Source organism: Rhodocista pekingensis, assembly GCF_042665545.1.
Classification (GTDB): Bacteria; Pseudomonadota; Alphaproteobacteria; order Azospirillales; family Azospirillaceae; genus Rhodocista; species Rhodocista pekingensis.
The window spans coordinates 1-13486 of sequence record NZ_JBHTCM010000006.1 but is presented as its reverse complement, the minus strand read 5'-3'; the positions used below and the strand labels follow the sequence as shown (position 1 = coordinate 13486).

Genomic DNA, 13486 nt, shown 5'->3' with positions numbered 1-13486 from the left:
CCCCTACGGTCCGGGGGCCGCGGCGGCGCGGGCCGGCGGCAGGCTGGCATAGTAGCGGGACACCGCCCGCAGGTCCTCCGGCGGCAGGTGCCGGGCGATATGGGCCATGACGCCCACGGGGCCGTTGCGCCGGATGCCGGCCCGCCAACGCAGCAACTGCTCCTCCAGATAGCCGGCCGGCTGTCCGGCCAGGGCCGGCAGCCCCGGCGGCACGCCCTCGCCCGCCGCCCCGTGGCAGGCGGCGCAGGCCTGCACCCCGGCGCGGGGCTCGCCCTGCCGGGCCAGCGTTTCGCCCCGCGCCAGCGTTTCGCCCCGCGCCGGCCCCGCCGTCGTGGCGCCGCCCGCCGTGGGCAGCGGCAGCCCGCCACCGGCGCCCGGCGGGGGGGCCTGGATGGCGTAGTAGAGGGCGACATCCGCCCGCTCCTGGGCCGTCAGCGCCCGGGCGATCGGTCCCATCACCGGGTCGGGCCGGGTGCCGCGGGCATAGTCGTCCAGTTGCTTGTGCAGATACCAGTCGAGCTGGCCGGCCAGCCGCGGCACCCCGGCGGCGGCATCGCCGGCCCCGTCGGTCCCGTGGCAGACGAGGCAGGCTCCCCGAAGACCGGCGCCGGCGCCCGACACCACGACATACTGGCCGCGCATCACCGGGCCGGACCCCCGGCTCCCGTCGTGCCCAATCCCGTCGCGCCCAATCCCATCGTGCAGAACCCTGTCGGGCAGGGCCTCCGCGGCAGGCGGGATCGGCGCCTCCTGCGCGAGGGCGGGGGAGCAGACGGCGGGGCAGAGGGCGGCGCAGACTGCCGCGAGGGCGGGCAGGGCGGCGCGCCGCATGGCTCCTCCGGACGGTTCGGGTACGGGGGGACAACGCGGCGGAGACGGTTCGGTTCGCCCGCGCCCGCAGGATCGGACGGAGGGGCCGGGGCGGGCGGGCTACCCCGGCCCGCCGTTCAGCCATCCCGTTCAGTCCTCGCTGGCCAGTCCTCGCTGGCCAGTCCTCCCGGCCAGTCCTCACCGGCCCGCCGTTGCCGGTCAGTCGCCGGGGGTGACCCGGCGCAGGGTCAGGTTCAGCCTTCCGCCCTCCGGCAGCAGGGTGCTGCTGCCCGGCAGGATGCGGTCCACCCCGTGGAAGGCGGCGCGGGCCTCGCCGGCGAAGACCATGACCGTGCCGCTGGGCACCATGAAGCTGCGGGTCGGGTCGCTCCGCTGCCGCCCGCCCAGCCGGAACACGGCCGTGTCTCCCAGGGAGACGTTCAGAATGGGGGCGTCGGCCGCCTCCTCGTCCTCGTCGCGGTGCAGCCCCAGCCGGGCGCCGCCGCCGCGGTAGAGGTTGACGAGGCAGCATTGCGGCGGCTGCGGCCAGCCCGCCAGCTCGGCCCAGAGGTCCAGCAGCGTCGCCGGGATCGGCGGCCAGGGCCGGCCGGTGGCCGGATGCACGGGGCTGTAGCGGTAGCCGCGCCGGTCCGATACCCAGCCCAGCGGGCCGGCATTGGTCATGTCGATGCTGAAGGGGCGGCCCCGCCCGGGCGTCACGTAGCGCTGGAAGGGGGCGGCCGCCGCGACCTGCTGCACGGCCTCCAGCAGCGCCTGCTGGGCGGCGGCGTCCAGCCGGTCGGGCAGGTAGCGGAAACCGTCGGGGCTCGGGGGACTGGGCATGGCGGACCGGGTCCTTCCACGGGGCCGGGAGACGGGGGGCAAGAGACGGGGCCGACGATAGCGCGCCGCGGCCGCGGGCGCACCCCGCCCTGCACGCAAACGGGACCGGCGCCCCATGGTCATGGACTCGCCCCGGTCTCCTGCCTAGATTCCAGGGCATGTGGGAAGATTCCTTGGACAGCGAGATGGCGGCCGACTGGAACCCTGTGGCGTTGCGCGACGGGGTGGTGCGGCTGCGCGTGCCCGCCGACTGGCGCCGCGTGTCGCGGGACGATGGCGGGCTGGCCTACCAGTCGCCGGGGGCGCATCCCGTCGATCTGCTGATCTCGCTCACCACCTACCGCAACCCCTACGGCGTCCGCGCCGAGGAGGCGATCCAGTATCTGGACCGGGAGAACGTGCTGCCGCACGGCATCGCGCCGTCGGAGGACGAGGACGACGACCGGCGCTGGATCGCCTATGCCGTGGCGCAGCCGCCCGACCGTCAGGTCTTCGTCTGGAAGGTGGCCGATTTCCGCCCGCCCGACCATGTGCGGGTGGTGACGGTACAGCTCCTGGTGCCCGACAGCAGCACGGAGATGGACGGGCTGGCCGAGCTGATCGACCGGCTGGGCGAGGAGGCCGCCCGCATCGAGTTCACCGAGCTGCCGGTCAGCGAGCCGGTGGAGCGGGTGACCATGCGCAATGTCGGCCATGGCGATCTGGTCCGCTTCCGCGTGCCCTGGGACTGGAGCGCGGAGAAGGACGGCGAACTGGCCGTCTTCTCCGGCGACGAGGAGGGCTCCGGCACCCTGCGGGTGGCGGTCCACGCCTTCAGCTATGCCGACGGCGGGGCCGAGGATGACGGCGACGCCCGCCGCGTGCTGCGCCAGACGGCCGAACAGTTCGCCGACGGCCCCGACGGCCGCGTCGGCGAGGGCAGCGTGGAATGGCTGGACGAGGGCGAGGTGCTGGCCCGCTTCGCCACCGCCGGGGAGGAGGACGGGGAGCCCCTGCGCTTCCATCTCTGGCTGCGCGGGTCCGCCTGCGACGGACAGACGACGCTGGCCCTGTTCTCCTTCGCCGTGACCGAAGCGGCCCATGGCGGGGAGACGGCGCAGGCCACGCTCGCCATGCTGGAGCGGGAGATCCGCACCGCCATCGTCGGCAGCGGCGCCGCCGAGGAGTGAAGGGCGCCCCCCGCACCGGACCCCAGGGCAGAATGTTCCCCGATCGGAATGTTCCCGTACTGGAATGAACCGCAGACCGGAAGGTCCCGGCAGAACCGCCGCCGTGGACAGACATAACGACATAAAGAACTCTTTATGTGTCGTTGACCGTGGCCGGGGGAGCCTTTAGGCTCGGTCCGCCATGGTCTCCAGGCGGCTCTGTGGCTGCCCTGGGGCTAAGAGGGAAGCCGGTGCAAGTCCGGCGCTGCCCCCGCAACTATCAGCGGCGAGCCGACCGCCCCCATGTGTCACTGGGACCAACCGGTCCTGGGAAGACCGGCGGAAGGCGATGACCCGCGAGCCAGGAGACCTGCCATGGCAGATAACGTCCACGGGCGGGGTGTCCCGGTGTGTCGCCTTGGCAGGCCGCGCCGGACCGTCCTCTGGTGCTGCGGGCCTGTCCTTCGCGTCCGCTATGGCCTTTGCCCCCATCCACCATGGGGTCCATGCCAATGTCGCAACCAATCCTTCCCGGCGCAGCCGTGCCCATCGCCACGATGGGTGTGCCGCGCATCGGGCCGCGCCGCGAACTGAAGTCGGCGCTGGAATCCTACTGGGCCGGCCGGACCGGTGCCGCCGACCTGCTCGCCACGGCTCGGCTCCTTCGGGCCGAGAACTGGCGCCGGCAGCAGGCGCTGGGGATCACGCACATCCCCAGCAACGACTTCTCCCTCTACGATCAGGTCCTCGACACCTCCGTCATGGTCGGTGCGGTTCCCGCCCTCTATGGCTGGACCGGCGGACCGGTGCCTCTGGAGACCTATTTCGCCATGGCGCGCGGGTCGCAGGGGCGCAGCGGCGGCGGTTGCGCCCCTGCCGCCGGGGAGGGCCTGCCGGCGCAGGAGATGACGAAGTGGTTCGACACCAATTACCACTTCATGGTGCCCGAGTTCGAACCGGGTCAGCGCTTCCAGCTCGCCTCCACCAAACCGGTGGATGAGTTCCTGGAGGCGAAGGAGCTGGGCATCCAGACCCGTCCTGTCCTGATCGGTCCGGTGACCTACCTGCTGCTGGGCAAGTCCAAGGATGCGGACCTGAAGCCGCTGTCGCTGCTGGACGGTCTGCTGCCGGTCTATGCCGAGGTGCTGCGCCGTCTGGAGGCGGCGGGGGCCGGGTGGGTGCAGATCGACGAACCCTGCCTCGCGCTCGACCTCGACGACGGCGCGCGCCACGCCCTGCACCGCGCCTATGCCGCGCTGTCGGCGGCGGCGCCCGGCCTGGAGCTGCTGGTCGCCAGCTATTTCGGGCCGCTGGGCGACAATCTGGAGACCGCCCTGGCGCTGCCCGTCGCCGGCCTGCACCTCGACCTCGTGCGCGGCGCGGCCGATCTGGAGCGTGCGCTGGAACGGCTGCCGGACCGACTGGCCCTGTCGCTGGGCGTCATCGACGGCCGCAATGTCTGGCGGGCCGACCTGCCGGCCATTCTGGACCGGATCGGGCCGGTGGCGGAACGGCTGAGGCCGGAGCGCCTGCTGCTGGCACCGAGTTGCTCGCTCCTGCATGTCCCGGTGGACAGCGAGGGGGAGACGGGCCTCGACGACGAACTGCGCGGATGGCTGGCCTTCGCCGTGCAGAAGATGGCGGAGCTGGCCACGCTCGGCCGGGCCCTGACGGAGGGACGGGAGGCCGTGGCCGACGCGCTGGACGCGGCGGCACGGACCGTCGCTTCGCGCCGCACCTCGCCGCGCATCCACGACGCGGCCGTGGCCGCCCGGCTGGCGGCGGTGACGCCGGAGATGGCCCGGCGGCTGCCCTATGCCGAGCGCCGGCCGCTCCAGGCCGCCCGGCTGGGGCTGCCGCTTTTCCCCACTACCACCATCGGGTCCTTCCCGCAGACCGATGCCGTGCGCAAGGCCCGCGCCGCCCATATCAAGGGCACCCTGTCCGATCAGGACTACCTGGCCTTCCTGCGGCGTGAGACGGAGGCCGCGATCCGCTGGCAGGAGGCGGTGGACATCGACGTGCTGGTCCATGGCGAGTTCGAACGCAACGACATGGTCCAGTATTTCGGCGAACAGCTCGCCGGCTACGCCTTCACCCGCAATGGCTGGGTTCAGTCCTACGGCTCGCGTTGCGTGCGGCCGCCGGTCATCTTCGGCGACGTGTCGCGCCCGGCGCCGATGACGGTGGACTGGGCCGGCTATGCCCAGTCGCTGACGGACCGGCCGGTGAAGGGGATGCTGACGGGGCCGGTGACCATGCTGCAATGGTCCTTCGTGCGCGACGACCTGCCCCGTGCCACCGTCTGCCGCCAGATCGCCCTGGCCCTGCGCGACGAGGTGGTGGATCTGGAACGGGCCGGCATCCGGGCCGTGCAGATCGACGAGCCGGCCATCCGCGAGGGCCTGCCCCTACGCCGCGCCGACTGGGCCGCCTATCTCGCCTGGGCGGTGGAGTGCTTCCGGCTGTCGGCCTCGGGCGTGCGGCCGGAGACACAGATCCACACCCACATGTGCTATTCGGAGTTCAACGATATCATTGAGGCCATCGGCGCGATGGATGCCGACGTGATCTCCATCGAGACCTCGCGCTCGAAGATGGAGCTGCTCGACGCCTTCACCGGCTACCGCTATCCGAACGAGATCGGACCCGGCGTCTATGACATCCACTCCCCGCGCGTGCCGTGCGTGGAGGAGATGGTCGCGCTGCTCGTCAAGGCGCGGGAACGGCTGAAGCCGGACCAGATCTGGGTCAATCCGGACTGCGGGCTGAAGACCCGCCGCTGGGAGGAGGTGAAGCCGGCCCTGGCGGCCATGGTGGCTGCGGCGAAGGCCCTGCGCGCCATACCTTGACGGCGGACTGCCGTCGCATCGTGACGGCCGGTCCGGGGCTTCTCCCCGGACCGGTGCGTCCCGCCCCCGGCTTGGCCCGCCCCCGACTTGGCCCGCCCCGGGAGCCCTAACAGTGTCCCATCGGGCTCTTGTGCAGCAGGTCGTCCGGCAGCTCCGCGGGCTCGGCGGCGCGGGCGGCATCTTCCGCGGCCAGCGCGGCGATGCCGATCAGATAGGCCACCTCGTGCAGTTTCCCGCTCTGTGCATCGGCGGCCAGACTTTCCAGGCAGCGTTTGATGGCCAGGGCCATGTCGCGTCGCGACTCCGTCATCGTTGCTCCACCCCGAAGCTTTTGCTTCCCCCTGAAGCGTACCGGCCGGACGCGCGGCCTGACCCGATGACGATATTCGAAACCGGATCGATTTGGGAGATATAATGTATCCGGTTTACTTCCAAAGTGCATGGCCCTGAAGAAATTGGGGTTGCCCGATCCCAGTCAGGGCGGGACCGGAAACGATACATTTCTTACATGGCCATGGATGGCATTCGGTCATTAATATACCATTAACACGAGTATTCTGGCGGGTCTGTGACGGTCCGGGATCGGCTGCTTGTCCCGGGGCGGCGCCACCGGCGGCCGGAGCGCGGCCGGAGCGCGGTCCGGGGGGCAGGCTGCGCCGCCGCCGCCGGGGGCGGCCCCCGCGGCTCTTTCTTGCCCCCCATGGCGGCGGTTGCAGCCTTTGCCGCACCTGCCTATATCTGCTGCGTCCGCGGGGGCATTCCCTTCTCCCGCCCGAAGACCAATGTCAGTGAGAAGCTGCATGGGGGATCGGTGTGGTGCCGGACAGGCACGGGCCGCAGCCGATCTGCCGGAAACGAGAGGTCGCACATCATGAGCAAAGTCATCGGCATCGATCTTGGCACCACGAATTCCTGCGTGGCCATCATGGAAGGCGCGCAGGCCAAGGTGATCGAGAACGCCGAAGGGGCGCGCACCACCCCGTCGATGGTCGCCTTCACCCAGGGCGGCGAGCGGCTGGTCGGCCAGCCGGCCAAGCGCCAGGCGGTGACCAACCCGGAGAACACGTTCTTCGCCATCAAGCGCCTGATCGGACGGCGCTACGACGATCCCCTGACCCAGAAGGACAAGGGTCTGGTCCCCTACAGGATCGTCGGCGGCAAGAACGGCGACGCCTGGGTCGAAAGCCACGGCAAGCAGTACAGCCCCAGCGAGATCAGCGCCTTCATCCTCCAGAAGATGAAGGAGACGGCGGAGAACTACCTCGGTGAGAAGGTCACCCAGGCGGTCATCACCGTCCCGGCCTACTTCAACGACAGCCAGCGGCAGGCCACCAAGGACGCCGGCAAGATCGCCGGCCTGGAAGTGCTCCGCATCATCAACGAGCCGACGGCCGCGGCCCTTGCCTATGGCATGGAGAAGAAGGGCACCGGCACCATCGCGGTCTACGATCTGGGCGGCGGCACCTTCGACATCTCCGTGCTGGAGATCGGCGACGGCGTGTTCGAGGTGAAGTCCACCAACGGCGACACCTTCCTGGGCGGCGAGGACTTCGACGCCAAGATCATCGACTACCTCGCCGAGGAGTTCCAGAAGGAGCAGGGCATCGACCTGCGCAAGGACCGGCTCGCGCTCCAGCGCCTCAAGGAGGCCGCGGAGAAGGCGAAGATCGAGCTGTCCGCGTCCATGCAGACCGAGGTCAACCTGCCCTTCATCACGGCCGACGCCTCCGGGCCGAAGCACCTGAACATCAAGCTGACCCGGGCCAAGCTGGAGGCCCTGGTGGACGATCTGGTCCGCCGCACGATCGAGCCCTGCAAGGCGGCACTGAAGGATGCCGGCCTGAAGGCCAGCGAGATCGACGAGGTGATCCTGGTCGGCGGCATGACCCGCATGCCGAAGATCATCGAGACGGTGAAGCAGTTCTTCGGGCGCGAGCCGCACCGCGGCGTGAACCCGGACGAGGTGGTCGCCGTCGGCGCCGCCATCCAGGGCGGCGTGCTGAAGGGCGAGGTGAAGGACGTCCTGCTGCTGGACGTCACCCCGCTGTCGCTGGGCATCGAGACGCTGGGCGGCGTCTTCACCCGCCTGATCGACCGCAACACCACGATCCCGACCAAGAAGTCGCAGGTCTTCTCCACCGCCGAGGACAACCAGACGGCGGTGACCATCCGCGTCTTCCAGGGCGAGCGCGAGATGGCGGCCGACAACAAGATGCTCGGCCAGTTCGACCTGATGGGCATTCCGTCCGCCCCGCGCGGCGTGCCGCAGATCGAGGTCACCTTCGACATCGACGCCAACGGCATCGTCAACGTCTCGGCCAAGGACAAGGCCACCGGCAAGGAGCAGACGATCCGCATCCAGGCCTCGGGCGGCCTGTCGGACGCCGACATCGACCGCATGGTCAAGGATGCCGAGGCGCATGCCGCCGACGACAAGAAGCGGCGTGAGCTGGTCGAGGCGCGGAACCAGGCCGACGGCCTGATCCACACCACCGAGCGCACCCTGTCCGAGAACGGCGACAAGCTGCCGGGGGCGGAGAAGTCCGCCGCCGAGGCCGCCATCGCCGAGCTGCGCACGGCCATGGCCGCCGATGACGTCGCCGACATCAAGGCGAAGACCGACGCCCTGGCCCAGGCGTCCATGAAGCTGGGCGAGGCCCTCTACAAGGCCGGCCAGGAGACGGGCGGTCCGGGCGCCCCCGGCGGCGATGCCGGCACGTCGGAGTCCGGCGGCGAGAAGGTGGTCGATGCCGACTTCGAGGAGGTCGACGACGACCGCAAGAAGTCCGCGTGATCCGGCCACGGCATCCGATCGCCATGGCGATCGCCCCGCCCGTCCACGGACGGCGGGGCGGTCTGCCATGCGGTGGCATGAGGACGGGATAGGGCGACGGTAAGGGCCACCATGTCGAAGCGGGACTATTACGAGGTGCTGGGCGTCCAGAAGGGCGCCGGCGCCGACGACCTGAAGAAGGCCTATCGCAAGCTGGCCATGCAGTACCACCCTGACCGCAATCAGGGTGACAAGGCCGCCGAGCAGAAGTTCAAGGAGATCAGCGAGGCCTACGACGTCCTCAAGGACGACCAGAAGCGGGCCGCCTACGACCGCTTCGGGCACGCCGCCTTCGAGAACGGCCGTGGCGGTCCCGGCGCCGGGGCCGCGGGCTTCGACTTCAACTTCGGCAGCGGCTTCGCCGACATCTTCGACGAGATGTTCGGGGAGTTCATGGGCCGCGGCCGCGCCGGTCAGACCAGCAACCGCGGCGCCGACCTGCGCTACAACCTGGAAATCACCCTGGAGGACGCCTTCAAGGGCGCCACCACCACGGTGCGCGTGCCGACCTCCGTCGCCTGCGAGAGCTGCAACGGCACCGGGGCCGAGGGCGGCAGCACCCCGATCGCCTGCCCGACCTGCAACGGTCACGGCAAGGTGCGGGCGCAGCAGGGCTTCTTCACCATCGAGCGGACCTGCCCGGCCTGCCACGGCGTCGGCCGGGTGATCAAGGACCCCTGCCGCACCTGCGGCGGCCAGGGCCGCGTGCGCAAGGAGAAGACCCTCTCCGTCAACATCCCGGCGGGGGTGGAGGACGGCACCCGCATCCGCCTGGCCGGCGAGGGCGAGGCCGGCCTGCGCGGCGGGCCGCCGGGCGATCTCTACATCTTCCTGGCGATCGCGCCGCACCGCTTCTTCCAGCGCGACGGCGCCAACCTGCAATGCCGGGTGCCGATCCCGATGACGACCGCCGCACTCGGCGGCAGCGTCGAGGTGCCGACCATCGACGGCAGCCGGGCCAAGATCGCCATTCCGGCCGGCACCCAGACCGGGCACCAGTTCCGGCTGAAGGGCAAGGGCATGAGCGTGCTGCGCAGCCCGGCCCGTGGCGACCTCTACATCCAGGTGGTGGTGGAGACGCCGGTCAACCTGACGAAGAAGCAGCAGGAACTGCTGCGGGAATTCGAGAAGGCGGGCCAGGACGGCCTGCATCCGGAATCCGAAGGCTTCTTCGCCAAGGTCAAGGAACTCTGGGCCGACCTGAAGGACTGATCCTCAGGACGGCGCGTCCGGTGGTGAAGCGGCGCCCGGCGGGAGCCTCAGTGCTCTCCGGCGGGCGTCGTTCTGTCGCCGTCGGGGCCGTCGCCGTCCGGGCCATGCAGTTCCGCCAGCAGTTCCTGATGCGTGGCGGCGGTCGCCAGCTCGAACCAGGCCAGCCGGGCGACCCGGCGGCCGGGGCAGGTATTGGCGGCGCGCCGCTCCTCCTGGAGCTGCGGGCTGCCGGCCGGCATGTCGCGGCCGGTCGGATCTGTCTGATAGGTCGGGGCCGGTGTCGGCGGCGACCGGTGCGTCGGGGATGTCTGCTGCATGGTCAGGCTCCCACCCTTGTCCGTCCCGGGGAGCTGCCGTTCCGCACGGGACGGCAGGCTGGACGGTGTTCCCGCGTCTGGCTTCGTTTGTGCGTGTTCCCTGGCCGCGTGACACTGGACTGCATGGCACCGGGTTCTGTCGCGCCGTCCGTCCGGGGTCCGGGGCTCTGCCCGCCCGGACCCGCGCGGGACCCGATGCATAAAACTTTATCCGTTTCCGCCCGTGAAGGGGAAGCCCCTCGAAGGATAGGGCGATGTCCGGTGACCATGGCGGCCGGTCAGTCCGCGGCCTTCAGCATCGCCTGATAGACGGCCCAGGCCGTCTCGACCCCGATCCCGCCCGCCCGCGCGCCGGCCAGCAGCATCTCCGCCGTCGGCTTCACGGGAACGGCGGTCAGGCCGTACATGCCCATCTGCTCCACCGTGTCCAGGGCGTTGCGCAGGGTCTCGCTCATCTCGGGGCGGATGTTCTCCAGGGTGGTGGAATTACCCATGATCTGATCCTTCTAGGGGCTGGTCCTTGTGGTCCGGAGCGGACCGCACTGCTTTGCCGCAGGGGAAAGCAAGCCGGATGCCAGCGGGATCGTGCGGGCAACTTCTTGATTTTCGGTGCATCTGCCTGTCCTGACCGGCAATCTGGAACCGTTCAAAATCGGAATGCCGGGGTCCGGTCGCAATTTGCGAGCGGCCCCGCTGGTCAGCCCCGGGGCGTTCCGCTAGAACAGCGCCATGACCGAACCGATCTTCCACATGTGCCGGGCCGGGGAATGGACCGACGCCCTGGCGCGCGGCGCCTATGCCGGGTCCTCGCAGGACGTGGCGGACGGCTTCATCCATTTCTCCACCGCCGCCCAGCTTCCGGAAAGCGCCGCGCGGCACCGCCGCGGCCAGCCGGGGCTGGTGCTGCTGACGGTCGATCCGGTTCCGCTGGGGGACGCCCTGAAGTGGGAGCCCTCACGCGGGGGGCAGCTCTTCCCGCATCTCTATGGCGCCCTGCCGGTGTCGGCCGTGCTGCGGGCCGATCCGATGCCGCTGGGACCCGACGGGGTTCCCCGGGTGCCGCCGCATGCCGCCCCGGAGACCGCGCCGTGAGCCTGTCCGACCTCTATCCGCTGGCCCGTCCCGTCCTTCAGGCGATGGACCCGGAACGGGCCCAGTCGCTGGTGCTGTCGGCGCTGCGCTCGGGGCTGGCCGGCGGCGATCCCGGACCCGACGATCCGGTGCTGCGCACCCGGCTGTGCGGGCTGGACCTGCCGAACCCCGTCGGCCTCGCCGCCGGTTTCGACAAGGATGCCGAGGTGCCGGACGCCATGCTGCGGCTGGGCTTCGGCTTCGTCGAATGCGGCACGGTCACGCCGCTGCCGCAGCCCGGCAATCCGCGGCCGCGGCTGTTCCGGGTGCCCGCGGCGGAGGCGGTGATCAACCGCTTCGGCTTCAACAGCCTGGGCCTGGACGCCTTCGCCGCCCGGATGCAGGCGCGGCGGGACCGGCCGGGCATCGTCGGGGCCAATGTCGGCAAGAACAAGCAGCAGCAGGACGCGGCGGCGGACTATGCCGCCGGTATCCGCCGGCTGGCGCCGCTGGCCGCCTATCTGGTGGTGAACGTCTCCTCGCCCAACACGCCGGGCCTGCGCGCCTTGCAGGGGCGGGAGCCGCTGGCCGCCCTGCTCGGCCGCTGTCTGGAGGCGCGCCGTGCCGCCGGCGCCGAACCGCCCCTGTTCCTCAAGGTCGCCCCCGACCTGACGGAGGAGGACAAGGCCGACATCGCCGCCGTGGCGCTGGAGAGCGGGATCGACGGGCTGGTCGTCTCCAACACCACCGTGTCGCGCCCGCCGGAGATCCCGGCGGCCCTGGCGCAGGAGGCGGGCGGCCTGTCCGGCCGGCCGCTGTTCGCGCCGTCCACCCGCGTGCTGGCGGAGTTCCGCAGCCTGACCGGGGGACGGCTGCCGCTGATCGGCGTCGGCGGCATCGCCTCGGGGGCCGACGCCTACGCCAAGATCCGCGCCGGCGCCTCGGCCGTGCAGCTCTACACGGCCCTGTCCTATCAGGGACCGGCCCTGGTCCGCCGGATCAAGACCGACCTCGCCGCGCTGCTGAAGCGCGACGGCTTCGCCAGCGTGGCCGAGGCGGTGGGCCGCTAACCTTCAGAAGCGGACGGTCATCCCGGCGCGCAGGCTGTGCCCGTCGGGGCCACGGCCGCCGCGATTGCCGTGACGCGCCGTTTCCGTCCCCGGCCCGTCCTTCTGCCCGCCCCGGGCGTGGCGCCGGTCGGCCCGGAAAAAGGATTACAAGGATGTCACGCGGACTACCCCTTGTGCGCGGCGGGGGCGGGAAATACATGCCGTTGGCGGGTCCCGTCACGTTCAGATGCCAGCCCTGTCCGAAATGAGGATTGACCTCAGGCCGTAGACACTCCAATTACCGCACCATGCTCGACAAGCTTTGACAGGCGCCTCGCCGCGCCCTTCCCGTGGCCGACCGGAGAGGGCGGCCGCCCGCCACACGCCGTTCTGCCGGCATTGCGGGCTTTGCGATCCATCAGCCCGGTGGGCTGCCCGCCGCCTGTCCGACGGGCGGCGCCGCACCGGGCCCGGTCGGGGGAGACCCCGGGGCCAGGGCCGGACTTCGCCGGACCGACCAAGGCCGGACCAACCAAGAAGGAGACGAAAATTGACCGATCAGCCGCTCGCCGGAAAGACCGTCGCCATCCTCGTTGCCAACGGCTTCGAGGAGCTGGAAATGACCGAGCCGCAGCGCGCCCTCCTGAAGCTGGGTGCCGCCCCGAAGATCATCTCTCCCGAACAGGGCCTCGTGAACGGCTGGCACGGCGCCGCCTGGGGTCACTACTTCCCCACCGACAAGCATGTCGGCGACGTGCTGGCGGCCGATTTCGACCTGCTGCTGCTGCCGGGCGGTGAGCGCAGCGTCGCCAAGCTGTCGAACAACCCGCACACCCGCCGCATCATCGGCAGCTTCATGGACGCCGGCAAGGGCGTCGCCGCCATCGCCCAGGGCGTGCAGCTCCTGGCCGTGGCCGAGCGCGCCAAGGGCCGCACCGTCGCGGCGCCGGAAACCGCGGCCGAGACGTTGACCACGGCCGGCGCCAAGCTGGCCGAGGAGCCGGTGGCGGTGGACCGCTTCCTGGTCACCGCGGTCGGTCAGGACCAGCTCGCCGAGTTCATCGAGACCCTGTCGCGGGTGTTCGTGCAGGCGATCGAGCAGCGCCGTCAGGCGGCCTAGTCGGTCAGGCTTCCGGGTCCCCCGGGGACCCGGTCACTACTTCCGGGGCGCGTCCTTCACGGGGCGCGCCCATTTTCGTTGTGCGCGCCCCTTCCGGCGCGCCGTCCGTGGCGTCCCCTCCCGTGAATTTAAGGTGTCGCTCCCGCAGGGGGATTCCGTCCCGCGGTCGAACGGTCTAGAGCATTTCCGTTTTATACGGAAGCATATCCTGAGTTGCTGAGATAGTTGGCG

Annotated in this window: 12 protein-coding genes and 1 riboswitch; of the genes, 7 read left to right on the top strand and 5 right to left on the bottom strand. The window is 70.7% G+C overall.

Annotated features, from left to right (window positions below):
* Positions 1–3 precede the first annotated feature (3 nt).
* Together ACFQPS_RS04955 and ACFQPS_RS04950 are read right to left on the bottom strand one after the other, a co-directional pair.
* A complete protein-coding gene (locus tag ACFQPS_RS04955; protein ID WP_377356947.1) occupies positions 4–831 on the bottom strand; it encodes a c-type cytochrome in 828 nt (275 codons plus the stop codon).
* Between the two features lie 198 nt (positions 832–1029).
* Positions 1030–1653, bottom strand: a complete 624-nt coding sequence (locus ACFQPS_RS04950; RefSeq protein WP_377356946.1) for an alpha-ketoglutarate-dependent dioxygenase AlkB family protein — start codon at positions 1651–1653, stop codon at positions 1030–1032.
* 173 nt (positions 1654–1826) lie between these two features.
* On the opposite strand from ACFQPS_RS04950, the gene ACFQPS_RS04945 reads away from it, so the two are divergent.
* Positions 1827–2822: a hypothetical protein gene (locus ACFQPS_RS04945; RefSeq protein WP_377356945.1), complete on the top strand. Its 996-nt coding sequence runs from the start codon at positions 1827–1829 to the stop codon at positions 2820–2822.
* 165 nt (positions 2823–2987) lie between these two features.
* A riboswitch (cobalamin riboswitch) is annotated at positions 2988–3193 on the top strand.
* Positions 3194–3343: 150 nt separating this feature from the next.
* On the top strand, positions 3344–5653 hold the full coding sequence (gene metE / locus ACFQPS_RS04940; protein ID WP_377356944.1) for a 5-methyltetrahydropteroyltriglutamate--homocysteine S-methyltransferase: 2310 nt from the start codon (positions 3344–3346) through the stop codon (positions 5651–5653).
* A gap of 106 nt (positions 5654–5759) precedes the next feature.
* Here metE and ACFQPS_RS04935 read toward each other — a convergent pair whose 3' ends face one another.
* Positions 5760–5963 (bottom strand): hypothetical protein, encoded by a 204-nt coding sequence (locus ACFQPS_RS04935; RefSeq protein WP_377356943.1) that lies wholly within the window; start codon positions 5961–5963, stop codon positions 5760–5762.
* Positions 5964–6524: 561 nt separating this feature from the next.
* Here ACFQPS_RS04935 and dnaK point away from each other — a divergent pair.
* Together dnaK and dnaJ are read left to right on the top strand one after the other, a co-directional pair.
* Positions 6525–8447 carry a molecular chaperone DnaK gene (gene dnaK, locus ACFQPS_RS04930; RefSeq protein ID WP_377356942.1) on the top strand — a complete coding sequence of 641 codons (1923 nt, stop codon included), beginning with the start codon at positions 6525–6527 and terminating at the stop codon, positions 8445–8447.
* A gap of 111 nt (positions 8448–8558) precedes the next feature.
* A complete protein-coding gene (dnaJ, locus tag ACFQPS_RS04925) occupies positions 8559–9698 on the top strand; it encodes a molecular chaperone DnaJ (RefSeq protein WP_377356940.1) in 1140 nt (379 codons plus the stop codon).
* 47 nt (positions 9699–9745) lie between these two features.
* On the opposite strand, the gene ACFQPS_RS04920 is transcribed toward dnaJ, so the two are convergent.
* Positions 9746–10015, bottom strand: coding sequence for a hypothetical protein (locus ACFQPS_RS04920; protein ID WP_377356939.1), 270 nt, complete (start codon positions 10013–10015; stop codon positions 9746–9748).
* Between the two features lie 278 nt (positions 10016–10293).
* Positions 10294–10509, bottom strand: coding sequence for a hypothetical protein (locus tag ACFQPS_RS04915; protein WP_377356937.1), 216 nt, complete (start codon positions 10507–10509; stop codon positions 10294–10296).
* Between the two features lie 235 nt (positions 10510–10744).
* On the opposite strand from ACFQPS_RS04915, the gene ACFQPS_RS04910 reads away from it, so the two are divergent.
* The 3 genes from ACFQPS_RS04910 to ACFQPS_RS04900 all read left to right on the top strand — a co-directional run bounded on the left by ACFQPS_RS04910 (position 10745) and on the right by ACFQPS_RS04900 (position 13255).
* Positions 10745–11107, top strand: a complete 363-nt coding sequence (locus ACFQPS_RS04910) for a DUF952 domain-containing protein (RefSeq protein ID WP_377356935.1) — start codon at positions 10745–10747, stop codon at positions 11105–11107.
* 2 nt (positions 11108–11109) lie between these two features.
* Complete coding sequence (locus tag ACFQPS_RS04905) at positions 11110–12156, top strand: quinone-dependent dihydroorotate dehydrogenase (protein ID WP_377357337.1); 1047 nt, start codon at positions 11110–11112, stop codon at positions 12154–12156.
* Positions 12157–12685: 529 nt separating this feature from the next.
* Positions 12686–13255: a DJ-1/PfpI family protein gene (locus ACFQPS_RS04900; RefSeq protein WP_377356933.1), complete on the top strand. Its 570-nt coding sequence runs from the start codon at positions 12686–12688 to the stop codon at positions 13253–13255.
* Positions 13256–13486 lie beyond the last annotated feature (231 nt).